Origin of the sequence: Providencia sp. PROV200 (assembly GCF_049901995.1) — a bacterium.
GTDB classification, from domain to species: Bacteria; Pseudomonadota; Gammaproteobacteria; order Enterobacterales; family Enterobacteriaceae; genus Providencia; species Providencia rettgeri_E.
The window spans coordinates 2,976,594-3,002,485 of record NZ_CP096307.1; the positions used below are offsets into that span (position 1 = coordinate 2,976,594).

Consider the following 25,892-nt stretch of genomic DNA (forward strand, 5'->3'; position numbering starts at 1 on the left):
AAAGAAAATGGGAAATAACAGGTTGATATAATTAATATATTTTATATAGTGCAACTTAAATGAGCGTGATCACTATAGATTGCTGCAAAATCATACAAATCATCATAAATTCAACTTATGTCTCATTTTTAATCAGTATATCTTGTACCGGTAATTTACTTTTATTGAGTCCTCGAATAATCGTTAATATCTAGCAATGATAAAATCACCTCGAAAGAAAAATAAAATCATTAGATATCAACACAATAAATAACTGTTTTAATAAACAGTGTTTAATTTTAAATATTTATCGCACGAATCAATAATACAGCCACAATAAATTTGTATTAATTTCATCATCCAATTTAGCTTTCATTTTAAAATCAGCAATAAATATATTAAGATAAATCCTAAAGTTAAATATTTACCAACTTTTAGCCTATAAAAAAAAAGCCCCTACAAGGTAGGGGCCGTTATATTACTCATTATTGTGACTAACATCACTCATTATCGTGTAAATATTCGCAGTTCGATTAAAGTTAGGTCTGTTTTATGACAACTTACGACCTAAACTTCCACGGCGACATAAATCACGACGAATACGAGTAATACCCGCTTCTGGCTTTTGCTTTTCATCAAGGCTGGCAAGTACCAATTCTAAAATACGTTCAGCGATATCTCTGTGACGCTGTGCAAGGGACAGCACTGGGCATTCAAGAAAATCTAATAACTCGTTATCACCAAATGTGGCAATAACCATGTGCTCAGGTAAACGACCACTACGCTTCAACGCAACATCCAAGACACCTTGTAGTAAGGAAAATGATGTTGTAAATAACGCGTCTGGCATCTCATTACCGCTATCCAGCCAATGCGCAAACACCTCTGCGGCTGAATCTCGTTCATAGCTATTTGCATACAGGTAATCAATCTTACGCGGATCTTCATTCCACGCCTTACGGAAACCTTGTTCGCGTAAATAGCTGACTGACAGTTCAGGTAACGCCCCTAAATACAACACTGACTCAGCTTTAAATTTACGCAATTCTGCTGAAATCATGAAAGCATCTTCTTGGTCATCACCAACGACACTAATAAAGTGTTCTTTTTCAAGGGCTCTATCAAGTGCGATAATCGGTAACGAACGGTTCGCCCAGCGCTGATAAAACGGGTGCTCTGGCGGTAATGCTGTCGAGACAATAATCGCATCAACTTGCCGCTGTAAAAGGTGTTCAACACAGCGGATTTCATTGTCGGGTTGGTCTTCTGAGCACGCTATCAGCAATTGATAACCACGTTGACGCGCCTGCCTTTCAAGGTAATTTGCTATACGGGTATAGCTCGTATTTTCCAAGTCAGGGATCACTAACCCAATCGAACGGGTTCGCCCTGCTCGTAGCCCCGCAGCAACTGCATTTGGATGGTAATTGTGTTCTCTGACGACTGCCATCACTTTTTCTACAGTTTTATCGCTGACTCGATACTGCTTGGCCTTGCCGTTGATCACATAACTAGCCGTTGTGCGGGAAACACCCGCTAGACGGGCTATCTCATCCAGTTTCACGTTAACCTCTTTACAATTTTGGGAATAGCCCCGAGTCATTCGGGGCCTTAAACGCGTTTATTCTACCTTCGGATGATAAATTTTTCATCGCATAATTTTATCACCACGTGAAACACCGACGATCCCTGAGCGCACAACTTCAACAATTTCAGCAACACCACGTACTGATTCGATAAAAGCATCCAGTTTTTCGCTTGTTCCTGCTAGCTGAACGGTATAAAGCGTTGGAGTGACATCAACGATTTGTCCACGGAAAATATCCGCACAACGTTTCACTTCATCACGCCCATATCCAGAGGCTTGTAGCTTCACTAACATGATTTCACGTTCGATATGTGCTGACGCCGTCAGCTCACTGACGCGCAGCACATCAACCAATTTATGCAATTGTTTCTCAATTTGCTCAAGAACCTTTGCATCCCCTTTCGTTTGAATCGTCATACGTGACAAGGTTGGGTCATCTGTTGGTGCAACGGTCAAGCTTTCAATATTATAACCACGCTGAGAAAACAGACCGATGACACGGGACAAAGCACCTGATTCATTTTCTAATAAAACGGATAAAATACGACGCATGATCAGGTCCTCTCTGTTTTGCTCAACCACATTTCATCCATTGCACCACCACGGATCTGCATTGGATAAACGTGCTCAGTTTCATCAATATTGACGTCAACGAAGACTAATCGCTGATTTTCATTCACTACAACAAGGGCTTGTTTTAGTTTTTCTTCCAGTTCATCAGGTGTTGATATTGAAATACCAACGTGGCCATAGGCTTGCGCTAACTTGATAAAATCAGGCAATGACTGCATGTAGGATTGTGAGTGACGGCCTTGATAAATCATATCCTGCCACTGTTTTACCATGCCTAAGAAACCATTATTTAAGTTGAGCACTAAAACCGGTAAGCCATATTGCAGGGCAGTTGAAAGCTCTTGGATGTTCATCTGGATACTGCCATCCCCTGTCACACAGACAACGGTCGATTTTGGATGTGCTAATTTCACCCCTAATGCGGCAGGCAAACCAAACCCCATCGTTCCAAGCCCTCCAGAGTTTATCCAGTGGCGAGGTTTATCAAAGGGATAATACAGTGCCGCGAACATTTGGTGCTGCCCAACGTCAGACGTCACATAGGCTTCCCCCTTTGTTAAACGGTAAATCATTTCAATGGCTTGTTGTGGTTTAACTTTGGTTTGGCTTGTTTCATAACGTAAGCATTGTTTACTACGCCACTGTTCTATGTCTTTCCACCATGCAGTGAGTGCTTGGCTATCTTGTTTCGCTGAAGCCTGATCTAGCTGACCTAACATTTGCTTTAATGTAAGTTTCGCATCACCCACAATTGGAATATCTGCATTAACTGTTTTTGAAATAGACGTTGGGTCAACATCAATTTGGATAACAGTCGCATTTGGGCAATATTTTTCTAAGTTGTTTGTTGTTCTATCATCAAAACGAACACCAACAGCAAAAATCACATCTGAGTTATGCATAACCTTATTGGCTTCGTAGGTTCCATGCATTCCAAGCATACCCACAGATTGCTTGTGAGTTTCAGGAAAAGCCCCTAACCCCATTAAGGTTGATACCACTGGCAATTGTAGTTTTTCTGCCAACTCAATGAGTTCCGCAGAGCAATTCGCATTAATCGCCCCTCCGCCAATATAAAAAACTGGTTTTTTTGCCGAAACCAATTTGGTTAATGCTTTTTTGATTTGGCCTTTATGGCCTTGCAACGTTGGGTTATAGGAACGTAGAGAAACGTTTTCGGGATAACGGTAAGCAAACTTCAAGGCGGGGTTAACAGTGTCTTTAGGGAAATCAATCACCACAGGGCCTGGACGCCCACTTGCTGCAATGTAAAATGCTTTCTTGATGGTTTCAGGAATTTCTTCTGCGCTTTTAATTAAAAAACTGTGTTTAACGATCGGCCTTGAAATTCCAACCATGTCGCACTCTTGGAATGCATCATTACCAATTAGCGAGCTTGCAACTTGCCCCGATAACACCACCATCGGTACAGAGTCCATGTACGCCGTCGCTATACCTGTAATCGCATTCGTTGCCCCAGGGCCGGATGTCACTAAAACAACCCCAACATCCCCTGTTGAACGTGCATAGCCATCAGCCATATGTACCGCAGCTTGTTCATGGCGCACTAAAATATGCTCGACCCCGCCAACCGTATGAAGTGCATCATAAATATCTAATACTGCACCGCCTGGATAACCAAACACGTGCTTTACTCCTTGGTCAATCAACGATTTGACGACCATTTCCGCTCCCGACAACATCTCCATGAGTTTGCCCCCAGACATTATTTGCAAGTGAAGAGGTATGATCTACCCCTTTGTTTTTATCATTTAAATTATGAAATTCGTGCTATTAACATATCGCTCTGGCTGAAACGAAGCAAACACCATTTCAGTACAAGGATCACGAAACTTTCACATCATCTTGAACATGGGTATTTGATAGATAAATTAACTGCAGATAAAAATAATGGGAGGAAAAATGACTGGTATGAATGAAAATACAGCGCAAATTTAATTAGTTGGAACCGTTAAAGTTTTAATATTAAGCAATTATCTAAATAAATTGATAAAAATAGAACAAAAACAAGACCTGACTTACCCGCAATACGAGTAAGTCAGGTTATAAATTATTCTTTGTACATTGATTCAATTTCTAATTGATAGCGCTCAGAAATAATTTTACGTCTCAGCTTTAAAGTCGGTGTTAATTCGCCTTTTTCCATTGAAAAAGTGGTAGGTAACAAAGTAAAGCGCTTAACTTGATGAAAATTTTCAATATTTTTCTGTAAATCTCTTAAACGACCTTCAAATAATGCCACAATATTCGAGTCTTTTAAGAGTTCTAAACGATCCCGATATTTCAGGTTTATTGAGTTCGCATATTCTTCTAAGCTCTCATAGCAAGGCACGATCAGTGCTGAAACAAACTTACGTGCATCGGCAATGACTGCAATGTGTTCAATAAACTTGTCTTGCCCTAATACGCCTTCAATCATTTGTGGTGCAATATATTTTCCGTTAGACGTTTTCATTAAATCTTTTAGTCTATCTGTAATATATAAATTACCTTGTTCGTCAATTTTCCCTGCATCACCCGTTTTTAACCAGCCATCCGCAGTAAACGTATCTAAGGTTTCAATCGGGCGGTTGTAATAGCCTTTCATAACCACCGGCCCTTTCACTTGTATTTCATCATCTTTGCCAATACGCACTGAAACAGATGATAGCGGTGTACCAATCGAGCCTAATGGGTACTTGCCTTCTTCCCAGCAAGATACCGTAGCGCAGGTCTCTGACATACCATAGCCATATTTGATATTTACCCCAGCGGAAAGGAAAAACGCTATCACATCGTCATCTAGACGAGCGCCTGCGGCTGGCATGAAGCGAATTCGTCCCCCTAACCCTTCGCGAATTTTATTGAGAACCAGTTTGTCAACCATCGGGAAAATAGCGCGGTTAATAAAAGAGGGTTTGCGGCCTTTTGCTAATGCTTTCACTCGGCTTCTGCCAAGGGATATTGCACAGCGAAATAGCGCTCTACGTACTAGAGGCGCTTTTGCGACTTTACTTTGTATTGCTGAATAAACTTTTTCATAAAAACGAGGAACCGCACACATTACTGTCGGTTTTACCTCAGCTAATGCTTCCCTAACCTGATTGGTGTCCGTGAGGTAAACGTTTAGTGCACCGACGTGCATAACGTAAAAACTCCACGCACGTTCAAAAACATGTGAAAGTGGTAAGAAACTTAAAGAGACGTCATCAGCAGTTAGTTGTAACCGTTCGTCATGGAGATACAGTTGCGCAGCCATGTTGTAGTAATCCAACATAACGCCTTTCGGTTCTCCGGTGGTGCCTGATGTATAGATGATGGTAAATAAATCACTGAGATTATGTGCAGCGATGCGGTCATCAAGTTCTGCTTGGTAAGCAGTTTGTGATTGCGCCATAAAGGTGGATAAATGCAGTGTGTCAATTGAGATATCAGCTAACTCAACATTGTCATTCATCACAACAATCGTTGTTAATTGAGGGCAAAGAGCTGGTAATTGGCATGCCACTTGATATTGCGCTTCTTCCCCAACAAACAATACTTTAATATTCGCGTCATTAATAATATACGCGGCTTGCTCGATACTGCTAGTTGCATAAAGTGGCACCGTGACAGCCCTAATTTGTAGCGCGGCAAAGTCAACCAATGACCAGTTCATACTGTTATGGGCAAATAACCCAATATTTTCTTGTGCGATAACGTTTAATGCTAAAAGGCGAAGAGAAATCGCTGATGTACGATCGCCAACTTCCCCCCACGTTAATGAGCTACGTTGTCCGTTATCCCATTGACTGAAAGCTATCCGGTTCGCCGATTCGTGTGCAGTAACTCTGCTACGTAGGCGATTAACCAAGTGGTATGGATATAGATTTTCAGTAATCAAAGTGTATTCCCTATAAGTCATTATCGATATAAGTTACTCGGCACATTCACAAGCACTTAACCATTCTTATTATTTCAGCTTACAAGTGTTAGCTGAATATTCGAAGTGTATAGACTAAAGAGATGCGTGAAAAGCATTTATATGTAAATTTTTTGCAAATGTTATGTCTGCAACAAAACACATCATAGTGCTAACTATAATGCGTTAACTATCTTGAAGGTGTGTATATTTGTCAGTGCGCCTGCAAAAACATAGAGATTGTAAACCTTAACAAAATGACTATTTATTTTTCATTATGTCTAAGACAGCTTACAACCTCTCACAATGTTTATATCGGCGTCCTACGCGGCAGCAGCTTGCTCAGGAAGTTCTTCAACCAATTGGTTAAATTGAGATTTCATCCACTGATGGCCTTTATCTCTAACTGTTGATTCATGCCAAGTTAAATAGCAAGGTAGTGCGTCCCTAAGCCAAGGTAATGTTAATGTACGTAATTTCAATTGCCCAAAGTAATGACCTACTAGCCATTTTGGTACAATAGCGACGAGATCTGTCTGGGCAACAATGCTCAATACACTATTTAAGTCCGTGCCTTGATAGCTAATCGTATGCGATAACTCAGTATTATTATAATAAGGTTTACTAAATGAGCCCATGTTATCCATTGACATAATGGCATGACGTTCATTATTTAATTCAATTTCAGAGATTGAATTACCAATACGCGGATGATGATTTGCAACGACTAAGACCAATTCATCATCAAATAAAACCTGATGCTGGAACTCTGCTTTTTCTAATTGATTATAACCAAGGAAAAAATCCATTTCTTGGTATTTTAATTGATGAGCAATTTTATTATCCATGAAAGAGTGAATAACTATATTAATATTAGGCGAAACTACCTTAAATTTTTCGACAATAATAGCTGCCAGACGAATATCTAACGGTGAACAAATAGATAAATTAAATACTCGTTCACTATTTTGTGGATTAAAACCAGCGCTAGGTAACTCATTATGAACTAATTGTAATGCTTGCCTGATAGGCCCGAACAGTTGCTTAGCACGAGATGTCGGCTGAATACCCCGCCCATAGCGCACAAACAATTCATCATTAAACATTGATTTTAAACGTGAAACTGCATTGCTCACCGCAGGTTGAGACATCCCTAACACTTGCGCTGCTTTTGTTACGTTTTGCATCTGCATCACCACGTCAAAAACCGTTAATAGGTTGAGGTCAACATTACGCAAATGAATATCGCTACTGTCTTTTTTAGCTGTTGAAATTGTATCAAAATCAGTCATTTTTTACTCCACTAATATATTTATCATTTTTCATTAACGAAAAGAGTCATTCATCTTAAAAAACCGACGAATATATAAATTCATTAAATATTATTCTTAAAACAACTTATAGATAATAAGCCATTTCGCTTTCCCTGCATTTATTAAAACGACGTTTATATTACTTAACCTATTAATTAAACCTGCAGTATAAATATCATTGTAAAACGTAAATATTCACCAACATAATGAATGATAACCACTTATTACCTTTGCGTTCACTCACCATAAAAATAATAAAGCAATTTTTGCAAGAAATCATAATAAATCGTATTTAGAATCAATAAATATTCTCATTATCAGATTATTTTTTAAATACTCATTTATTCGATAATTAATTTAATCAAAAAGCATTGGCGAAGATGATTTATTCCCTGTACTGAGTCACACTTCACATCAAAACAATAAAAACCACATAAAAATCAATGCGTTTAATCGAAAAAACATTCAACCCTGATTAACGAAAGAATTTTACCCTTATAACTACATAAAAAGCCAGATAAAACGGAAGGGACACACCAAAAAAATAGCAACAACCACCAACTAAAAGCCATAATACATGATTGGTAAAAATATGCTAAAAATCTATGATTGACATTAACTTTAAGATAACGTATCAATAAATACAGTTTGATTAAGATACTTAAGAGAGACAGTTAAAATGACATTTTCTATTCGCCTACTAAGCCTACTACTACTCGCATTAAATTTGCGCGGTATGCTTATGGACGAAAAATAGAAACAAACTGTCCACAAACATGAAGAACCCGCGCAACCCGCGGGTTTTTTTATGCCTGCGGCTTTGGAAGAACATAACACTAAGTAAAAACAAAATTCGATATGAGGAACACAATATGAGCAACCAAGTCATTATCTTCGATACTACCTTACGCGACGGTGAGCAGGCATTACAGGCAAGTTTGTCAGTGAGAGAAAAATTACAAATCGCCTTCGCATTAGAGCGCTTAGGGGTTGATATCATCGAAGCGGGTTTCCCGGTCTCTTCACCAGGTGACTTTGAGTCCGTTCAAACTATCGCAAGAGAAATAAAAAATAGCCGAATTTGCGCATTAGCGCGCTGTATTGAAAATGACATTGATGTGGCTGCCGAGTCATTAAAAGTTGCCGAGGCTTTCCGTATTCATATTTTCTTAGCTACCTCCAACTTGCATATGGAGAAAAAATTAAATAAATCATTTGATGGTGTAATGGATATGGCTATCAATTCCATCAAGCGCGCTAGACGCTATACCGATGACGTTGAATTCTCCTGTGAAGACGCCGGCCGTACTGACCCTGATAACTTATGCCGTATTGTAGAAACCGCGATTAATGCAGGTGCAACCACCATTAATATCCCTGATACCGTAGGTTACACTACACCTTACCAGTTTGGTGGCATTATCACTGATTTGTATAACCGTGTGCCTAATATCGACAAAGCCGTTATTTCTGTTCATTGCCATGATGATTTAGGGATGTCAGTTGCTAACTCAATCAGTGCCGTACAAGCCGGTGCCCGCCAAGTAGAAGGTACCATCAATGGGTTAGGTGAACGCGCGGGCAATACAGCATTAGAAGAAGTGATTATGGCCATTAAATTGCGCGAACAAATGTTGAATGTGCATACCAATATTAATCACAAAGAAATTTACCGCACCAGCCAGTTAGTTAGCCAATTATGTAATACACCAATCCCAGCCAATAAAGCGGTTGTAGGCAGCAACGCATTTGCTCACTCATCAGGAATTCACCAAGATGGCGTGCTGAAAAATCGTGAAACCTACGAAATTATGACGCCAGAGTCCATTGGTTTAAAAGAGCAGCAATTAAATTTAACTTCACGCTCGGGACGCGCCGCTGTTAAGCACCGTATGGAGGAAATGGGGTATCACGAAGGTAAAGATTTCAAATTGGATGAATTGTATACTGCATTTTTGAATTTAGCCGATAAAAAAGGCCAAGTCTTTGACTATGACTTAGAAGCTTTGGCTTTCTTTACGAAACAACAAGATGAAACCGATCACTTCGTAATGGACTATTTCAGTACACAATCAGGCTCAAGTATCGTCGCAACAGCGACCGTCAAAATGCAGTGTGGCGACGAAGTAAAATCTGAAGCGGCAACCGGTAATGGCCCCGTTGATGCCATTTATCAAGCCATCAGCAACATTACCCAATTCCCTATGAAATTAGTCTCTTATCAGTTGTCAGCTAAAGGCCACGGTGAAAATGCATTAGGCCAAGTGGATATCGTGGTGGAATGCCATAACCGTAAGTTCCACGGGATGGGGTTAGCGACAGATATCGTCGAATCATCAGCAAAAGCTATGGTGCATGTGCTGAATAGCATCTGGCGCTCTGAGCAAGTTGAAAAAGAAAAACAAAAAATAAATCAAGAATCACAATCAAACACAAAGGAAGCTGTTTAACAATGTCTAGTTATAAAATTGCCGTATTACCGGGTGATGGCATCGGTCCAGAAGTGATGGCGCAAGCTCACAAGGTTTTAGCTGCTATCAGCAAACGTTTTGCAATAACAATCAACACCACTGAGTATGATGTTGGCGGTGCGGCAATCGACAATCACGGCGAACCATTACCACAGGCTACCGTAAAAGGGTGTGAAGAGGCTGACGCGGTGTTATTTGGTTCTGTTGGTGGACCTAAATGGGAACATCTGCCACCCGATAGCCAACCTGAACGTGGCGCATTATTACCTTTACGTAAGCATTTTAAATTATTCAGTAATTTACGCCCTGCTCGCTTATATCAGGCATTGGAAGCATTCTGCCCATTACGTGCAGACATCGCAGCTCAAGGCTTTGATATTCTTTGTGTACGTGAATTAACGGGTGGGATTTACTTCGGTCAACCAAAAGGCCGTAAAGGCGAAGGCCAAGAAGAGTACGCATTTGATACTGAAGTTTATCACCGCTATGAAATCGAGCGTATTGCACGTATTGCGTTTGAATCTGCTCGTAAACGTAATAACAAAGTCACATCAATTGACAAAGCAAACGTGTTACAAAGCTCAGTATTATGGCGTGAAGTGGTCAATCACATCGCAAAAGAATATCCCGATGTTGAAGTCAGCCATATGTATATTGATAACGCGGCAATGCAAATGATCAAAGCCCCATCTCAGTTTGATGTGGTGTTATGCTCTAACTTGTTCGGCGATATTATTTCCGATGAGTGTGCGATGATCACCGGCTCTATGGGTATGCTGCCTTCTGCGAGCCTGAATGCGGATGGTTTTGGTTTATACGAACCCGCGGGCGGCTCTGCGCCAGATATTGCTGGAAAAAATATTGCTAACCCAATCGCACAAATTTTATCTGCCTCCATGCTGTTAAGATTTAGCTTAAACCAAGCCGATGCCGCAGATGCCATTGAGCGCGCAGTGAATAAAGCCTTAGAAGAGGGCTATAGAACATCAGATTTAGCTGGCACAGGCAAATCCATTAGTACCAGTGAAATGGGCGATATCATTGCTCGTTATATTGCAGAAGGGGTGTAACATGGCCAAGACTTTATATCAAAAATTGTATGATGCCCACGTTGTCCGTGAGGTCGAAAATGAAATCCCTTTGATTTATATCGATCGCCATTTAGTACATGAAGTAACCTCTCCACAAGCTTTTGATGGATTGAGAACTAAAAACCGTCCTTTGCACCAGCCAAATAAAACGTTTGCAACGATGGATCACAACGTGTCGACGCAAACCAAAGATATTAATGCTTGTGGTGATATGGCTCGCATTCAAATGCAAGAGTTAATGAAGAACTGTAAAGAGTTCGGCGTAACGTTATATGATTTGAATCACCCATACCAAGGTATTGTCCACGTGATGGGTCCCGAGCAAGGTATTACTTTGCCCGGTATGACCATTGTATGTGGCGATTCCCACACCGCAACACACGGTGCATTTGGCTCATTAGCCTTTGGTATCGGAACGTCTGAAGTTGAGCACGTGATGGCGACTCAAACACTGAAACAAGCACGTGCTAAAACGATGAAAATTGAAGTCGTTGGCAAAGCGCCTGCAGGCATAACCGCAAAAGATATCGTTTTAGCGATTATCGGTACAACGGGCAGCGCAGGCGGTACTGGCTATATTGTTGAGTTTTGTGGTGAAGCCATCGAAAACTTGAGTATGGAAGGCCGTATGACGGTATGTAATATGGCCATTGAGTTAGGCGCAAAAGCGGGGATCATCGCACCGGATGAAACCACTTTTGCCTATATGAAAGGTCGCCAATTTGCCCCTAAAGGCCAGCAATGGGACGATGCGGTTGCTTATTGGAAAACATTAAAAACGGATGATGATGCACAATTTGATAAAGTCATCACTATTCAAGCAAGTAGCATCGCGCCACAAGTCACTTGGGGAACTAACCCAGGGCAAGTTATTGCCATCAACCAACCGATCCCTGCTCCTGAGTCATTTGCAGACCCTGTTGAGCGAGCTTCCGCTGAGAAAGCATTAGCTTACATGGGATTAGAGTCTGGCATTAAATTATCTGACGTAAAAATTGATAAAGTCTTTATTGGTTCATGTACGAATTCACGCATTGAAGACTTACGTGCTGCCGCTGCAATTGCCAAAGGCAAAAAAGTAGCTAGTGGCGTACAAGCTATTGTTGTTCCGGGATCTGGTCCAGTTAAAGCCCAAGCAGAACAAGAAGGTTTGGATAAAATCTTTATTGATGCAGGCTTTGAATGGCGTTTGCCGGGCTGCTCCATGTGTTTAGCAATGAATAATGACCGTTTAAACCCAGGCGAGCGCTGTGCATCAACCAGTAACCGTAACTTTGAAGGCCGCCAAGGTCGCGCTGGTCGTACTCACTTGGTTAGCCCAGCAATGGCAGCTGCCGCAGCGATTAATGGTCATTTTGCTGATGTACGTGATATTCAAATCTAAGGAGAAAATGATGGAAAAGTTTATTACACACGTCGGGATTGTCGCTCCTTTAGATGCAGCAAATGTGGATACTGATGCCATTATCCCTAAGCAATTTTTACAAAAAGTGACTCGCACAGGTTTTGGCCAACATTTGTTTAATGACTGGCGTTTTTTAGATGAGAACGGGCAACAGCCTAATCCTGATTTCGTATTAAATAAACCGGTTTTCAAAGGGGCAAGTATTTTATTAGCTCGTGAAAACTTTGGTTGTGGCTCATCTCGTGAGCACGCGCCTTGGGCATTAACTGACTTTGGCATTCAAGTGGTTATCGCCCCAAGTTTTGCTGATATTTTTTATGGTAACTCGTTCAATAACCAATTATTACCAATTAAATTAAGTGAAAGCGAAGTCGATGAACTGTTCAATTATGTCAATGCTCATGAGGGCTGCCAGTTTACAGTAGACTTAGAAGCTCAAACCGTGACCGCAGGAGATAAAACCTATCATTTTGAAATCGACAGCTTCCGCCGCCACTGCATGATGAATGGTTTGGATAGTATTGGTTTGACACTGCAACATGTCGACCAAATTAAAGATTTTGAAAGCAAGATCCCATCCTTTATGCAATAAATCCTTTTCTACGCCTACTTTGGTGGGCGTAGTTCCTCTTTTAGCTCTAATTCTCCAACTAAACCGCCTACTTCGCACCAAAAATGCGGAATTAATCCATCACTAAAAATTTACAATCCAAAATCACTTCCCCATTAATTTCTTCCTGTATAATTAATAACAAAATAAGATTTTTGCTTTTAACTGAACAATTTTTTCTAAATAGTTTGTGTTGTGGCAAGGCGGCAAACGAGGATATCCCTAGGAGCATACACCAGTATGTGACTAGGGTAGCGGAGTGAAGCCAACACAGCCACGGCGCAAAATATGACGAAAAAAAAGCCGGTAAAAACCGGCTCGGTGATAAACACCATTACTCTAAATGGGGGAGTCGGCCTGCAACATGCAGACCAAACGAGCTACTTACTGCCTTCTATTATCGTGAGATTTTAGGAAATTAAAATTGATGTATTTTTTGCCGGAGTTCCTCTTTTATGTCTAATTCGCGATTACAAACCCAATTTATTCGTCTCTGGCAGCACTTTAAAGGTCAAGACAGTGAAACCACCTTACAGGATATTGCTGATACGCTGTTTTGCTCTCGCCGTCATGTTCGGACACTGCTTAATAATATGCAATCACAGGGTTGGCTTAGCTGGCAGGCAGAGTCTGGTCGAGGAAAACGCTCCACTCTTATTTTTCATGTTAATGGCTTAGAGCTACAGCAGGCACAGGCTGAACAATTACTCAAAGAAGAAAGTATTGAAAAATTAGTTGCACTGGTTGGTGATAAAGAAACTATTCGCCAAATGGTATTATCTGAATTGGAACGCAGCTATCGACAAGGTAAAAACCTATTACGGATTATTTATTATCGTGATTTCCCAACACTGCTTCCCGGTGCGCCAATGCGCCGCTCAGAAATTCACTTGATGAGCCAAATATTTAATGGCCTTACCCATATAAATGAGGAAAAAGGGGAAGTGGAAAATGGCCTTGCCCACCATTGGCAGTCTATCAGTGAGACCCAATGGCGTTTCTATTTACGCCCCGCTATTTATTTCCATCATGGGAGAGAAATGGTTGCTGACGATATTATCTATTCCCTTTTACGCTTAAAAACCTGTTGGCCTCTGTTCTCTCATATACAATCCGTCAGCTCACCACACCCTTATGTTATTGATATCACGTTAAGTGAGCCTGATAAACAGCTGCCTTGGTTGTTAGGCAGTCATCATGCGGCTATTTTACCGAAAGAGTGGAAGAGCCTCGAGAACTTTAGCCGTTGCCCAATCGGTACTGGCCCTTATCAAGTAGAAAAAAACTTGCCTCAAAAGCTGACTATCACAGCTTTTGACCGCTATTTTGGTTATCGTGCGCTACTTGATGAAGTGACTATTTGGGTGGTTCCTGAACTCTCAGAACAAATGGTTTGTACCACATTAAAAATGGATGGTGATAAGCACCATAATGGCTCCCTCGAAAGCCGTATGGAAGAAGGCTGCTATTTTCTGTTAATGGACCAGCGTTCACCTATTACTCAGCGTGAGGATGTCCGTAAGTGGTTGTGTAGCTTTTTAACCCCTGTGAACCTTCTTGCTCATTGCGAACCCTTTTACCAGCGCCATTGGGCGCCCGCTTATGGTTTATTGCTCCATTGGCACCACAGTAAAATGCTCACGTTATTCCCTAAGCCTAATGATTTGACTGAACTGACAGTGACTTTTTATCGCAACCACCATGAGTTCTATGCGATTAGCCAAATCATGAAACGCGTGTTACAAACACAAGGGGTGGAACTCAAGGTCAATATTATTGATTACGATGATTGGTTTAATGGCAATGGGCAAAGTGATATCTGGTTGGCAACCGCTAACTTTTTTAAACCGCTTGAGTTTTCCATTTTTGCTACCTTGTACGAAATGCCGTTATTACGCCAATGCCTTAATAATCCCCTTAGTGATGAACTTAATCTATGGCGGAATAACCAATTAGATGTTGAAGCTTGGTGTGAAAGCTTAATTGACTCACAAATTTTTCACCCCATCTTTCATCATTGGCTTGAACTACAAGGCCAAAACACCATGCGCGGTGTAAGAATGAACACCTTTGGCTGGTTTGATTTTAAATCCGCCTGGTTTAAACCATCTGAGGATAACCTAGCAAAATATTGATAGTTATAAACAGGTAAAATGAATAATAAGGATGTTATTCACTTTTTCTGTGGATATCCATGTGAACAACCTCATGGTAATCAGGGTATATCCCCAAGTCACTTTTTTATCAAAAAAAATAAAAATTAAATAACTACTGATAAATCAAATAAATAAATAACAAAAAATCCGTTTATCCACTGATTATTTTTTTGACTAAAATGCTTAAGACTTCAACTGAGCAAAGATCAAACAACGTTGTATTTATCTACAAGATATGTGCTTAACTTACTCACATTCTGTGATTCTCGTCATAAAAACTGTTTCGTCAAGGCTGTAAATACACACAGTAATCTCGATTTTTCACAGTTATCCAGAAATCCTGTGGATAACCTAGTGCATGATCCTGTGATTATCTTGGGATGAACTTGAATAACCTCTGTAATAATTTATAATTTAGATAGACAAATAAAATTATATTCATATATATCATATAGTTAAAAACACCATGGAAAAAGTGTTATACTTCTTAGGTTATATGTATTTCCACTGGCTACTTTTTATACATTATTATTTAAACCATGACGCCATTTATTGCACCACCACCACCTGATAACGAAGCAACCTTAATGAGCCGAGCGCAAGCTCTTGCTGGCTACACGCTAGGTGAGCTTGCCCAACATGCGGCGATCCCTATTCCCCCTGATCTCAAGCGCGATAAAGGCTGGGTTGGCATGTTATTGGAGTATTATTTAGGTGCGAGCGCGGGCAGTAAGGCAGAGCAAGACTTCGCCCATATTGGTATTGAATTAAAAACGATCCCGATTGACCGTCATGGTGCGCCACTCGAAACCACCTTTGTTTCTGTTGCGCCATTAACGGGAAATAGCGGCTTAACATGGGAAAATAGCCATGTTCGCCGCAAACTGTCCCGAATTTTATGGTTCCCTATCGAAGGGGAAAGACAAATTCCACTTTCACAGCGCAGAGTCGCAAACCCATTAATTTGGAGCCCTTCTCCGTTAGAAGAGCAATTATTACGGCAAGATTGGGAAGAGTTAATGGATCTCATTGTGTTAGGCAAAGTTGAAAGCATCACTGCACGTTATGGGCAGGTATTACAAATTCGCCCTAAAGCAGCAAACAATAAAGCACTCACTGAAGCTATTGGGGAGTTTGGTCAACCCATTATGACGCTACCACGTGGTTTTTATCTCAAAAAAGATTTTACCGCGCCCTTATTAGCACGGCATTTTAATATACGTTAGTCGCTAACCATCGCCTGTACCTGAGCAGACGATAAATAATTATCACTGTTTAATTCGTTAATTAGAAGGTACCAAGATGTTTGAGTGGATACTAGACCCCAATGCCTGGATGGCATTAGCCACACTAACCCTATTAGAAATTGTCCTAGGCATCGACAATATTATTTTCCTCAGTATTGTGGTGAGCAGACTTCCTGACCACCAGCAAAATAGTGCCAGACGGACTGGGCTTATTGCTGCAATGGTGATGCGCCTGACGTTACTGGCTTCTATTGCGTGGTTATCTCGCCTTACTACCCCACTTTTTACGGTTGCTGACCATGTGGTCTCCGCACGCGATCTCATATTATGCGCAGGCGGTATATTCCTTATTTGGAAGGCAAGCCAAGAAATTTTTGAAACCATTGAAGGAGAAGGTGAAAGTCATCTGGCGAACAAAAGAGTGAGCTCATTTTGGGGGGCTATCATACAAATTGCTTTATTAGACATTATCTTCAGTTTAGATTCCGTGATCACCGCAGTGGGGCTTTCAGACCATTTATTTATCATGATGGCAGCGGTTGTTATCGCGGTACTCATTATGATGCTTGCAGCCAAACCTATTGGTGACTTTGTTGATCGTTACCCTTCCGTCAAAATCTTGGCCTTATCATTTTTGATTTTAGTTGGCTTCACATTGCTGCTTGAAAGTGTTCAAGTCCATGTTTCTAAAGGCTACATTTATTTTGCTATGTTTTTTTCTATGGCAGTGCAAGTTCTCAATATCTTGCGCAGCAAAAAATGGAAAACCAGAAACCAAACCGATTAAGATGACAATCTAATCGCCTGTTTAGCCGCTAAAATAGCCCCCTCTACCGCGTTTTTCGCTTGTGGGCTATTTTTCCAGCAACTTGAGCCTGTTAATGCGGCACCAGAGCTCAAAATTTCATCATAGGAGGCTTCACTCAATTGTGCGAGTGAGCTAAAACCCATTTGTTCCAAGCGGCTAATTACCGTGGGTCCGACACCCTTGACGGCCAATAAAATCTCTTTTTCTGATTCGGAAAATGCCATTTGACGATCCTCTTGTGAATGAATTTATATTTATTAAGCTAATATTTTGCATTTTACCTATTTAATACTTTAAAATTGCAACTATAACAATGCCAGTTTTAATAATTATTAACTGACCTATCTTATCACCCCATCTGTACCTGCTTTGTGTTAGGAATTCACCATGTATAACGCACCACTGACTAACCCACATCAACACACGATGCAATTACCTGATAGCCGACAATTTTGCTGGTTTGAATCAGGTCCTAAAACAGGCTTCCCTGTTATTTTTTGTACCGGTGCGGGTATGAGTGGTTCATTAGGATTTGGTTTGGATTTACTCGAACGACTAAACATTCGTTTGATTGTTCCTGAACGTGCGGGGCTTGGTGACTCAACATTTCACCCTGAAAAATCATTAAAAAATTTTGCTCTGGATGTTCAAGCGCTGTTAGATGAGCAATCTATTACTCAATATTCTGTCGTCGGTTTTTCTCAAGGTGCTGTTTTTGCCATGGCTATCGCTCACTATTGCCAACCTATTTCACTGTCTATCGTGTCAGGGCAAGACCAATTTGAATACCCTGCAACTCGTGCAATACTCAGTGCTGATATCGTGAACATGCAAGAGCAAGCCCTTAACAGCCCTGAAGCGCTGTCAGATTGGCTATTAAAAAATGTCACCGGCGAGTGGCTGTTGGCATTTATTCTTAATTGCAGCGCAGAAATCGACCAACAACTCTACAATGAAGAACATTTCCTTGAAGCATATAGCCATTGCATGCGACGTGCTTTCGCCCAAGGCAACCAAGGTTATGTTCAAGACTTATTGATTGCATTACAGAACTGGGAATTCACCCCTGAAACGACCCGCGTGCCTGTCTCTTTATGGTATGGCGAACACGATATGAGCACTGTTCATTCCCCTGATTTTGGCAAAATATTAGCCGGCCGTTTTCCCAATTGCCGACATCATTTGTTAAGTCATGAGGGAGGCTCCCTACTGTGGACACAAGCGGAAGCTATTTTAACCGATATTCAGCAGCACGCCGCATAAACAAAAACCGCGATGAGTTATTCATCGCGGCTATTTATTTACACCCTAAATTCACATAAGTGAATTAACGATAGACAATTCCACCGTCAGTCAAAATAGATTGACCAGTAATATAGTCAGAATCATCGCTTGCTAAGAATGCCACTAGACCCGCGACATCATCAGGGGTTTGAGCACGACCAAGCGCGATCCCTTCAACATATTTTTTGTAAGTCTCGCCTTTTGGTGCACCTGTAATTTCAGCGAAGCGCTCATCAATCTCCACCCACATATCTGTACCAACAATACCAGGGCAATACGCATTTACGGTGATCCCTGAGCTTGCGTATTCTTTGGCTGCGGCTTGAGTTAACGCGCGAACGGCAAATTTCGTGGCAGAATACACACCTAACATCGCAAAACCATCATGCCCTGCAATTGAGGACGCATTGATGATTTTCCCTTTATGTTTACGCTCTTGGAATTTCTCGCTCGCTGCTTGAATACCCCACATGGTGCCATCCACGTTAATTTTGAAGATTAAATCCATATCTTCTTGGCGAACATCAGCGATTGGCTTAACTTGTGCAATCCCAGCGTTGTTAATCATTACATCAAAACCACCTAACTCAGCTTCTGCATGAGCCACCGCAGCAAAAACTTGGTCACGTTGACTGATATCTGCGGCAAATGTTGTTACTTTACGGCCTAACGCTTCAATTTCTTTGGCAACATCTTGTAGCTTGTCTTTTTTCAAATCCACCAGTGCGATATCAGCCCCTTCTTTCGCTAAACGCAATGCAATACCACGACCAATACCCTGCGCTGCACCAGTAACTAAAATAACTTTATTATTTAACGCCATACTTATCTCCTACTGAATAATAGCCAAATTGACTAGTCCACCCACTCCAATAAGTTAACAACAATAACAATAAGTTACAAAACAATGATTTTCACCTACCATTCCTAACTAATAAAAAACATTTCACTATTAAGACTATGAATATTTTTTGTTTACCAAAGAAAAAGGCATAAATAATGAAATTCGAAGATATTTTTTAATAAAAATCATTCTCAATAAGATAAACAAAAAATGCTATTTCTTTAGCTTTGTACAATTAACAAACGATTTAATGAGATTTGAATATAAAAAAGCCACCGAGTAGGTGGCTTATGAACACATAAAACTTAGATTGTTTATTTTTTAGCAGCTTGAATATACAACATTTCTAATGCGATAGACGCAGCAGCTAATGCTGTGATCTCAGATTGGTCATAAGCTGGAGCGACTTCCACTAAATCCATACCGACGATATTTAATGACTGTATTCCACGCAATAATTTCAACGCGCGATCTGACGTTAATCCCCCAATAACAGGGGTTCCTGTTCCCGGTGCAAAGGCTGGATCGAGGCAGTCAATATCGAAAGTCAGATAAACAGGCATATCGCCAACAATCTCTTTGATCTGTGCAACCATGTCATCCACACTGCGATCATTCACCTGAGCTGCATCCAGTACAGTAAAACCATTGTCACTGTCATGTTCAGTACGAATACCAATTTGCACCGAATGATTTGGGTCGATTAGGCCTTCTTTTGGCGCATGATAGAACATGGTTCCGTGGTCAAATTTACTACCATTGCCATAAGTGTCAGTGTGTGCATCGAAATGAACTAAGGCCATTTTACCAAAGTGTTTCGCATGAGCGCGCAGCAATGGCAGTGTGACAAAGTGGTCCCCCCCAAAGGTCAAGCAACGTTTACCTGATCCAAGCAGTTTTTCAGTATGGGCTTGCAGCTTCTCACTCATATCTTGTGCATCACCGAAAGCAAACACCACATCACCACAATCAACGACATTCAAACGGTCTGTTAGCTTGAAATTCCAAGGCCAACGGTGGCTTTCCCATGCAAGATTCGTGGAAACTTGGCGAATTGCAGCTGGCCCATGGCGGCTACCCGCACGACCCGATGTTGCCATATCAAACGGTACACCGGTGATCACCCACTCTGCATCTGAGCTATAAGGCTGAAAGTTCAGGGGAAAACGTAAAAAACCAAATGCATTAGAAACCAGTGAGTTATCAACTTGATTGCCTAAAGTACTATTAATCATTTTAGTTCCTCAAAATAGGCCTGCCCGTTAGCAAGCCCTTTTAATATTCACTTCGAAGGGTTTTTACCTAATTAACTTCGCACAGTATAAATAATAAACAAATCATGTTATTTGCACAAAGTTATTATCTGTTCAGTATCTTAATACGTTATGACTCATATAGTGCGCTATGACATATATAGAACCCTATGACACAATTAATGCGCTAAATAGTTCGTGCTGTCGCTAGGCGGCAAAATGCGCTAAGCCCTAAGAGCATACATAAGTATGTGACTAGGGTTGCCGAGCGTAGCCAACACCCCCACAGCACGAAATATGTCGCGAATTTATTCGTCTTCGAGATAAGTATACCCATATAGGCCATTCTCGAACTCTTCGACAAAGTCTTTTTGCAGTTGCTCACTCAAACCCGTGCCTTTTACTTGCTCTGTAAAGCTTTCTAATAGCACTTCAGGCACTAGTTTGACGTATTGCAGCATGTCAGCAACTGAGTCGCCCTCTTCACTTTGCAAATAACGCAGGTTACCTTGGCTATCGACCCAGACATCTATCGCGGCAGTATCACCAAATAAGTTATGCATATTACCTAAAATTTCCTGATACGCCCCAATCATAAAGAAACCTATCATAGGCGGGTTTTCAGGGTCGTAGGCAGGCATTGGCATAGTAGTTTCAACACCATCACCATCAACGTAATGGTCAATAATACCATCAGAATCACAGGTGATATCTAACAATACCGCACGACGGTCTAATGGTTTATCTAAACCTTCAATCGGTAATACTGGGAAAACTTGGTCGATTCCCCAAGAGTCTGGCAGCGATTGGAATAAAGAAAAGTTCACATAAAACTTATCAGCCATGCGCTCTTGAAGTTCGTCGATAATTGGACGATGAGCACGGTTACTTGGGTCGAGATCTTGCTGGATACGACGGCAAATATTCAGGTATAGCTCTTCTGCCCATGCACGTTGAGTCAAATCTAACACGCCGTGTGCATACTGAGTATGCGCTTCTTGTAAGTCGAATTGGCTATCATGCAACCATTCGCGTAATGAACGGCTATTGCCCTGATGCTGCATTGACTCCCAGGTTTCCCATAAGGAAATTAATGAACGCGGTGCATCCTCATGAGGTGGTGTGGTTTTGGTAAATTCATTGCGTTCAACCCCAATCACATTGGAGACTAAAACCGTATGATGAGCGGTCAATGCTCGGCCTGACTCCGTGATCACCGTTGGGTGCGGTAAATTAAACTCCTCACACGCATCCCCAATCGCCCAAATGACGTTATTGGCGTATTCATTTAAGCCATAGTTAACGGAGCAATCGGATTGAGAACGTGTACCTTCATAGTCAACACCAAGGCCACCGCCCACATCAAAGCACTGGATATTGACACCTAAGCGATGCAATTCCACATAAAAGCGGGCTGATTCACGAACCCCAGTGGCGATATCGCGAATATTGGCCATCTGAGAGCCTAAATGGAAATGAAGCAACTGCAAACTATCTAGGCGATTTGCATTGCGTAAAATTTCCACTAATTGTAATACTTGGGTTGCAGCCAAACCAAATTTAGATTTTTCACCACCACTAGCTTGCCACTTACCTGAACCTTGAGAAGCCAAACGGGCGCGAACCCCTAAGCGAGGTGTGACATTCAAGCTTTCCGCTTCTTTTAACACCATCTCAATTTCAGACATTTTTTCGATAACAAGGTAGACCTTGTGGCCTAATTTTTCCCCAATTAGCGCTAATCGGATATATTCACGGTCTTTATATCCATTACAGACAATAACGGTTTGTGTTTTGCCTGCATTCGCTAAAACTGCCATTAACTCCGCTTTTGAGCCAGCTTCAAGCCCTAACGGCTCCCCTGAATTCACTAGCGATTCAATCACTCGACGTTGCTGGTTAACTTTTATTGGATAAACCAGAAAGTAATCGCCTTTATAGCCATAAGACTCACGTGCGCGTCTAAATGCTGCATTTATCGAACGTAAACGATGCTGTAAGATTTGCGGGAAACAAAACAGTGCAGGTAAGCGTAAATGCTCCTGCTCTTCTTTCACTTGATAAACAAGGTCAGCTAAATCAACAAAGGTATCAGGGTTCTCAGGATTCGGGCAAACACAGACATTTCCGCGCTCATTCACCTGATAGTAACCACCACCCCAATACGCGATGTTGTACGTCTGACGCATTTTGCGAGCGATATTATCATTCATAATAAACTCCTTTATGGAGGGGTGAGTGACGCGTTCTCCTTCCTGATGTATGTCAGTGAAGACATAACACTGCAAGGCAGTTATGTTGGGGAAACGGCAATACTCAGATTTTAATAAAAAGTGCTTAGAACTTCTAAACAGTGACAATATACGACCTTAAGCTGACAGATTAATGACTCAGCCTCGAAGGTGTATTAAAGATGTGACGGTAACTTCGTGATGAAGTAAAGAATGACAGGAAAGTAAATGCCAAAGTCACGCGGCGGTCCGCATATGACGGTTGGATACTGTTATTCAGTAGATTATGGATCATTACCCATTAACCCCCAATATAACTGTTTACCCTTTTAAAATTTCAATGTGGTAGCACTAATTTGGCAGGTTGACCTGTTGATTTAAGCTATATCACCTTATTTTTTATTGAAATTCAAAAGCTTATAAACATTCCTGATAGATAGCAGTCATTTTATATTATCCTGCTGGTATATAACGGGAAATAACAACCATCCGTTACGGTCGCAGTTTATACATCTATTACGCTCAAAAAGCAAAACCAAAATGACTAAATTGCGATAAAACTTTACCTATTGCTGTTTTATGTCTCTATTCGTTTTTTGTATAAATACAGGTAGAAATTTTTACTGTATGGGACTAAAATAGCCGTCTAGATGTTAAAACATCCAATTATAAATTTGCGAATTCTTAAGGTATTAATCTCATGGCTACACATCTCTTTACTTCTGAGTCTGTATCAGAAGGGCATCCAGATAAAATTGCTGATCAAATCTCTGACGCAGTACTTGATGCTATTCTGGAACAAGACCCGAAAGCTCGCGTTGCCTGCGAAACCTACGTCAAAACAGGTATGGTAATGGTCGGGGGAGAAATCACCACCAGCGCTTGGGTTGATATTGAAGAAATCACGCGCAAAACTGTTCGCGAAATTGGCTATACCAGTTCCGAAATGGGCTTCGATGCCAATTCATGTGCCGTTTTAAGTGCGATCGGTAAACAGTCGCCCGATATCAACCAAGGTGTTGACCGTGTTGACCCATCAGAACAAGGCGCGGGTGACCAAGGCCTAATGTTTGGTTATGCAACCAACGAAACTGATGTATTAATGCCTGCTCCTATTACTTATGCACACCGCTTAGTGCAGCGCCAAGCAGATGTTCGTAAAAATGGCACGCTGCCATGGTTACGCCCAGACGCGAAAAGTCAGGTTACATTCCAATACGACAACAATAAAATTGTGGGTATTGATGCCGTTGTTTTATCTACTCAACATTCTGAAGATATTCAACAAAAAGACCTGCATGAAGCCGTGATGGAAGAAATCATCAAGCCAGTTCTACCTGCAGAATGGTTATCAAAAGAGACAAAATATTTTATTAACCCAACGGGCCGTTTTGTTATCGGTGGGCCGATGGGTGACTGTGGATTAACTGGCCGTAAAATCATTGTAGATACCTACGGTGGTATGGCTCGCCATGGTGGTGGGGCATTCTCTGGTAAAGACCCATCAAAAGTTGACCGTTCAGCAGCCTATGCAGCACGTTACGTGGCAAAAAATATTGTCGCAGCAGGCCTTGCGGACCGTTGTGAAATCCAAGTTTCTTATGCTATCGGCGTCGCGGAACCTACCTCGATTATGGTAGAAACGTTCGGTACCGGTAAAGTTGATGAGTCGCTGTTAATCCAATTAGTTCGTGAATTCTTTGACTTACGTCCTTACGGCTTAATCAAGATGCTTGATTTATTACACCCTATTTACCAACAAACTGCTTCATATGGCCATTTTGGTCGTTCTCAGTTCCCTTGGGAAAAAACAGATAAAGCTGAAGCATTACGTGCCGCTGCGGGCTTGTAATTACTTTAGTCTATAAATTACATACAAAAAACCCATCATTTGATGGGTTTTTTATTGTTCACAATTCGTGATTAATTTTTTTGCGTAAACTGGAAAATAGCCATTCCAGCAACCATCGCTAATGTAAATATTATTCCTTGTGTTATTCCCATTCCTGTTAATAATAATGCAGGTCCGGGGCAGATCCCGGCGAGCCCCCACCCAACACCAAATAACACGCTTCCAGTGACTAGTTTTTTATCAATCGTTTGATTGGTTGGGATTTGTAGTGGGCAATTCAGCACACTAACAGAGCGTTTTTTGACCCATAAAAAAGTTATTCCACTAATTACCATTCCAACAGCCATCGTAATTAATAAAGAAGGATCCCACGTCCCAGTAATATCTAAAAACACTAAAATCTTTGCTGGATTTCCCATTCCAGCAACGACTAATCCTAGGCCAAATAATAGCCCTGAAATTAATGCGATAAGAATAGGCATTGCGTTATCTCCCTATCCCATAATGGTTGGCTAGTGCGACCGTCACAAAAGCAACGATCATAAAAAGCAATACTGCAACAATGGAACGACGGGACAACCTTGCCATACCACAGATCCCATGACCGCTAGTACAGCCACTTCCCAGCCGTGAGCCAAAGCCGACAAACAACCCAGCTAAAACTAAAATAGGTGTGCTGGTCGCAATGTTAACTTCGGGTGTATACGCGAACCAAGTAAATAACATTGGAGCGCTCATCAGGCCAATAATAAAAGCCACTTTCCATGCAGTATCCCCCTTAGTCGGTTTCAATAACCCGCCTAAGATACCGCTGATACCGGCTATTCGGCCGTTAAACACTAATAAAATAGCAGCGGCTAATCCAATCAACACGCCCCCCACTGCAGCAGATAATGGCGTAAAATTAGCCCAATCTATGGTCATTTCATTTCTCCTTCACGGGGCAATAAAGCTGATATAACATATTGAGCAGCGTAAATAATTTCTCATCTGCAATCGCATAGTAAATACGCTTCCCTTCTCGGCGCGTCATCACTAAACCTTCATTACGCAATACCGTTAATTGTTGGGAGAGTGTCGGTTGTAATATTCCTAGCTGCTCTTCTAACTCACTAACGCAAGTTTCACCCTGTGTTAATTGGCATAGTAAAATTAAACGATCTGGATTCCCTAGTGTTTTCAATAATGAAGCCGTTTCTGACGCGGCCTGCTTCATCGCTAACAGTTGCTGTTCAGAGTTATTATTGTCCATATGTTATTTCTAATTTACATTATATAAAAATACA

Annotated in this window: 21 protein-coding genes; 9 read left to right on the forward strand and 12 right to left on the reverse strand. The window is 41.2% G+C overall.

The genetic code is table 11. The features are described 5' to 3' along the window. Nucleotides 1–529: 529 nt before the first annotated feature. The 5 genes from cra to leuO form a co-directional block, all read right to left on the reverse strand. Nucleotides 530–1,543 carry a catabolite repressor/activator gene (gene cra / locus M1E86_RS13750; RefSeq protein ID WP_125891422.1) on the reverse strand — a complete coding sequence of 338 codons (1,014 nt, stop codon included), beginning with the start codon at nt 1,541–1,543 and terminating at the stop codon, nt 530–532. An 84-nt stretch (nt 1,544–1,627) separates the two neighbouring features. Next, nucleotides 1,628–2,119 (reverse strand): acetolactate synthase small subunit, encoded by a 492-nt coding sequence (gene ilvN / locus M1E86_RS13755; RefSeq protein WP_004262045.1) that lies wholly within the window; start codon nt 2,117–2,119, stop codon nt 1,628–1,630. Nucleotides 2,120–2,121: 2 nt separating this feature from the next. Beyond that, nucleotides 2,122–3,849, reverse strand: a complete 1,728-nt coding sequence (gene ilvI / locus M1E86_RS13760) for an acetolactate synthase 3 large subunit (protein ID WP_213914485.1) — start codon at nt 3,847–3,849, stop codon at nt 2,122–2,124. Between the two features lie 362 nt (nt 3,850–4,211). Continuing rightward, complete coding sequence (locus M1E86_RS13765; protein WP_213914484.1) at nt 4,212–6,044, reverse strand: AMP-dependent synthetase/ligase; 1,833 nt, start codon at nt 6,042–6,044, stop codon at nt 4,212–4,214. Nucleotides 6,045–6,364: 320 nt separating this feature from the next. Further along, the gene (leuO, locus tag M1E86_RS13770; protein WP_125891425.1) at nt 6,365–7,333 is read right to left on the reverse strand and encodes a transcriptional regulator LeuO; all 969 of its coding nucleotides are present in this window, start codon (nt 7,331–7,333) and stop codon (nt 6,365–6,367) included. 893 nt (nt 7,334–8,226) lie between these two features. Here leuO and leuA point away from each other — a divergent pair. The 7 genes from leuA (at nt 8,227) to M1E86_RS13805 (ending at nt 17,121) form a co-directional block, all read left to right on the forward strand. After that, nucleotides 8,227–9,804, forward strand: coding sequence for a 2-isopropylmalate synthase (leuA, locus tag M1E86_RS13775; protein WP_166267630.1), 1,578 nt, complete (start codon nt 8,227–8,229; stop codon nt 9,802–9,804). Between the two features lie 2 nt (nt 9,805–9,806). Further along, nucleotides 9,807–10,895 (forward strand): 3-isopropylmalate dehydrogenase, encoded by a 1,089-nt coding sequence (leuB, locus tag M1E86_RS13780; protein ID WP_213914483.1) that lies wholly within the window; start codon nt 9,807–9,809, stop codon nt 10,893–10,895. A gap of 1 nt (nt 10,896) precedes the next feature. Further along, the gene (gene leuC / locus M1E86_RS13785) at nt 10,897–12,300 is read left to right on the forward strand and encodes a 3-isopropylmalate dehydratase large subunit (RefSeq protein WP_213914482.1); all 1,404 of its coding nucleotides are present in this window, start codon (nt 10,897–10,899) and stop codon (nt 12,298–12,300) included. A 7-nt stretch (nt 12,301–12,307) separates the two neighbouring features. After that, nucleotides 12,308–12,913: a 3-isopropylmalate dehydratase small subunit gene (leuD, locus tag M1E86_RS13790; RefSeq protein ID WP_125891429.1), complete on the forward strand. Its 606-nt coding sequence runs from the start codon at nt 12,308–12,310 to the stop codon at nt 12,911–12,913. 473 nt (nt 12,914–13,386) lie between these two features. Beyond that, nucleotides 13,387–15,066, forward strand: coding sequence for an HTH-type transcriptional regulator SgrR (sgrR, locus tag M1E86_RS13795; RefSeq protein WP_248466804.1), 1,680 nt, complete (start codon nt 13,387–13,389; stop codon nt 15,064–15,066). A 560-nt stretch (nt 15,067–15,626) separates the two neighbouring features. After that, nucleotides 15,627–16,313, forward strand: a complete 687-nt coding sequence (gene mutH, locus M1E86_RS13800; RefSeq protein ID WP_125891431.1) for a DNA mismatch repair endonuclease MutH — start codon at nt 15,627–15,629, stop codon at nt 16,311–16,313. A 76-nt stretch (nt 16,314–16,389) separates the two neighbouring features. Beyond that, on the forward strand, nt 16,390–17,121 hold the full coding sequence (locus M1E86_RS13805; RefSeq protein ID WP_213914188.1) for a TerC family protein: 732 nt from the start codon (nt 16,390–16,392) through the stop codon (nt 17,119–17,121). On the opposite strand, the gene M1E86_RS13810 is transcribed toward M1E86_RS13805, so the two are convergent. Beyond that, nucleotides 17,118–17,366 (reverse strand): helix-hairpin-helix domain-containing protein, encoded by a 249-nt coding sequence (locus tag M1E86_RS13810; RefSeq protein WP_213914187.1) that lies wholly within the window; start codon nt 17,364–17,366, stop codon nt 17,118–17,120. The two genes, M1E86_RS13805 and M1E86_RS13810, sit on opposite strands and share 4 nt — an antisense overlap. 163 nt (nt 17,367–17,529) lie before the next feature. Here M1E86_RS13810 and M1E86_RS13815 point away from each other — a divergent pair, with 163 nt between their 5' ends. Continuing rightward, the gene (locus tag M1E86_RS13815) at nt 17,530–18,405 is read left to right on the forward strand and encodes an alpha/beta fold hydrolase (protein ID WP_213914186.1); all 876 of its coding nucleotides are present in this window, start codon (nt 17,530–17,532) and stop codon (nt 18,403–18,405) included. A 64-nt stretch (nt 18,406–18,469) separates the two neighbouring features. Here the strand turns inward: M1E86_RS13815 and M1E86_RS13820 are convergent, their stop codons facing one another. The 3 genes from M1E86_RS13820 to speA all read right to left on the reverse strand — a co-directional run bounded on the left by M1E86_RS13820 (nt 18,470) and on the right by speA (nt 22,736). Then, nucleotides 18,470–19,249, reverse strand: a complete 780-nt coding sequence (locus M1E86_RS13820) for an acetoin reductase (protein WP_102137372.1) — start codon at nt 19,247–19,249, stop codon at nt 18,470–18,472. A gap of 335 nt (nt 19,250–19,584) precedes the next feature. Continuing rightward, nucleotides 19,585–20,505, reverse strand: coding sequence for an agmatinase (gene speB, locus M1E86_RS13825; protein ID WP_125891435.1), 921 nt, complete (start codon nt 20,503–20,505; stop codon nt 19,585–19,587). 326 nt (nt 20,506–20,831) lie between these two features. Next, complete coding sequence (speA, locus tag M1E86_RS13830) at nt 20,832–22,736, reverse strand: biosynthetic arginine decarboxylase (protein WP_213914185.1); 1,905 nt, start codon at nt 22,734–22,736, stop codon at nt 20,832–20,834. Nucleotides 22,737–23,454: 718 nt separating this feature from the next. On the opposite strand from speA, the gene metK reads away from it, so the two are divergent. Further along, the gene (metK, locus tag M1E86_RS13835; protein ID WP_047755768.1) at nt 23,455–24,606 is read left to right on the forward strand and encodes a methionine adenosyltransferase; all 1,152 of its coding nucleotides are present in this window, start codon (nt 23,455–23,457) and stop codon (nt 24,604–24,606) included. A gap of 71 nt (nt 24,607–24,677) precedes the next feature. Here the strand turns inward: metK and M1E86_RS13840 are convergent, their stop codons facing one another. Genes M1E86_RS13840 through M1E86_RS13850 form a run of 3 tightly spaced genes read right to left on the reverse strand, consistent with a single transcriptional unit; the run spans nt 24,678 to nt 25,858 of the window. Beyond that, the gene (locus tag M1E86_RS13840; RefSeq protein ID WP_426099134.1) at nt 24,678–25,088 is read right to left on the reverse strand and encodes a DUF6691 family protein; all 411 of its coding nucleotides are present in this window, start codon (nt 25,086–25,088) and stop codon (nt 24,678–24,680) included. Between the two features lie 4 nt (nt 25,089–25,092). After that, nucleotides 25,093–25,530, reverse strand: coding sequence for a YeeE/YedE family protein (locus M1E86_RS13845; RefSeq protein WP_213914183.1), 438 nt, complete (start codon nt 25,528–25,530; stop codon nt 25,093–25,095). A gap of 1 nt (nt 25,531) precedes the next feature. Continuing rightward, nucleotides 25,532–25,858 (reverse strand): ArsR/SmtB family transcription factor, encoded by a 327-nt coding sequence (locus M1E86_RS13850; RefSeq protein WP_213914182.1) that lies wholly within the window; start codon nt 25,856–25,858, stop codon nt 25,532–25,534. Between the last annotated feature and the right edge of the window lie 34 nt (nt 25,859–25,892).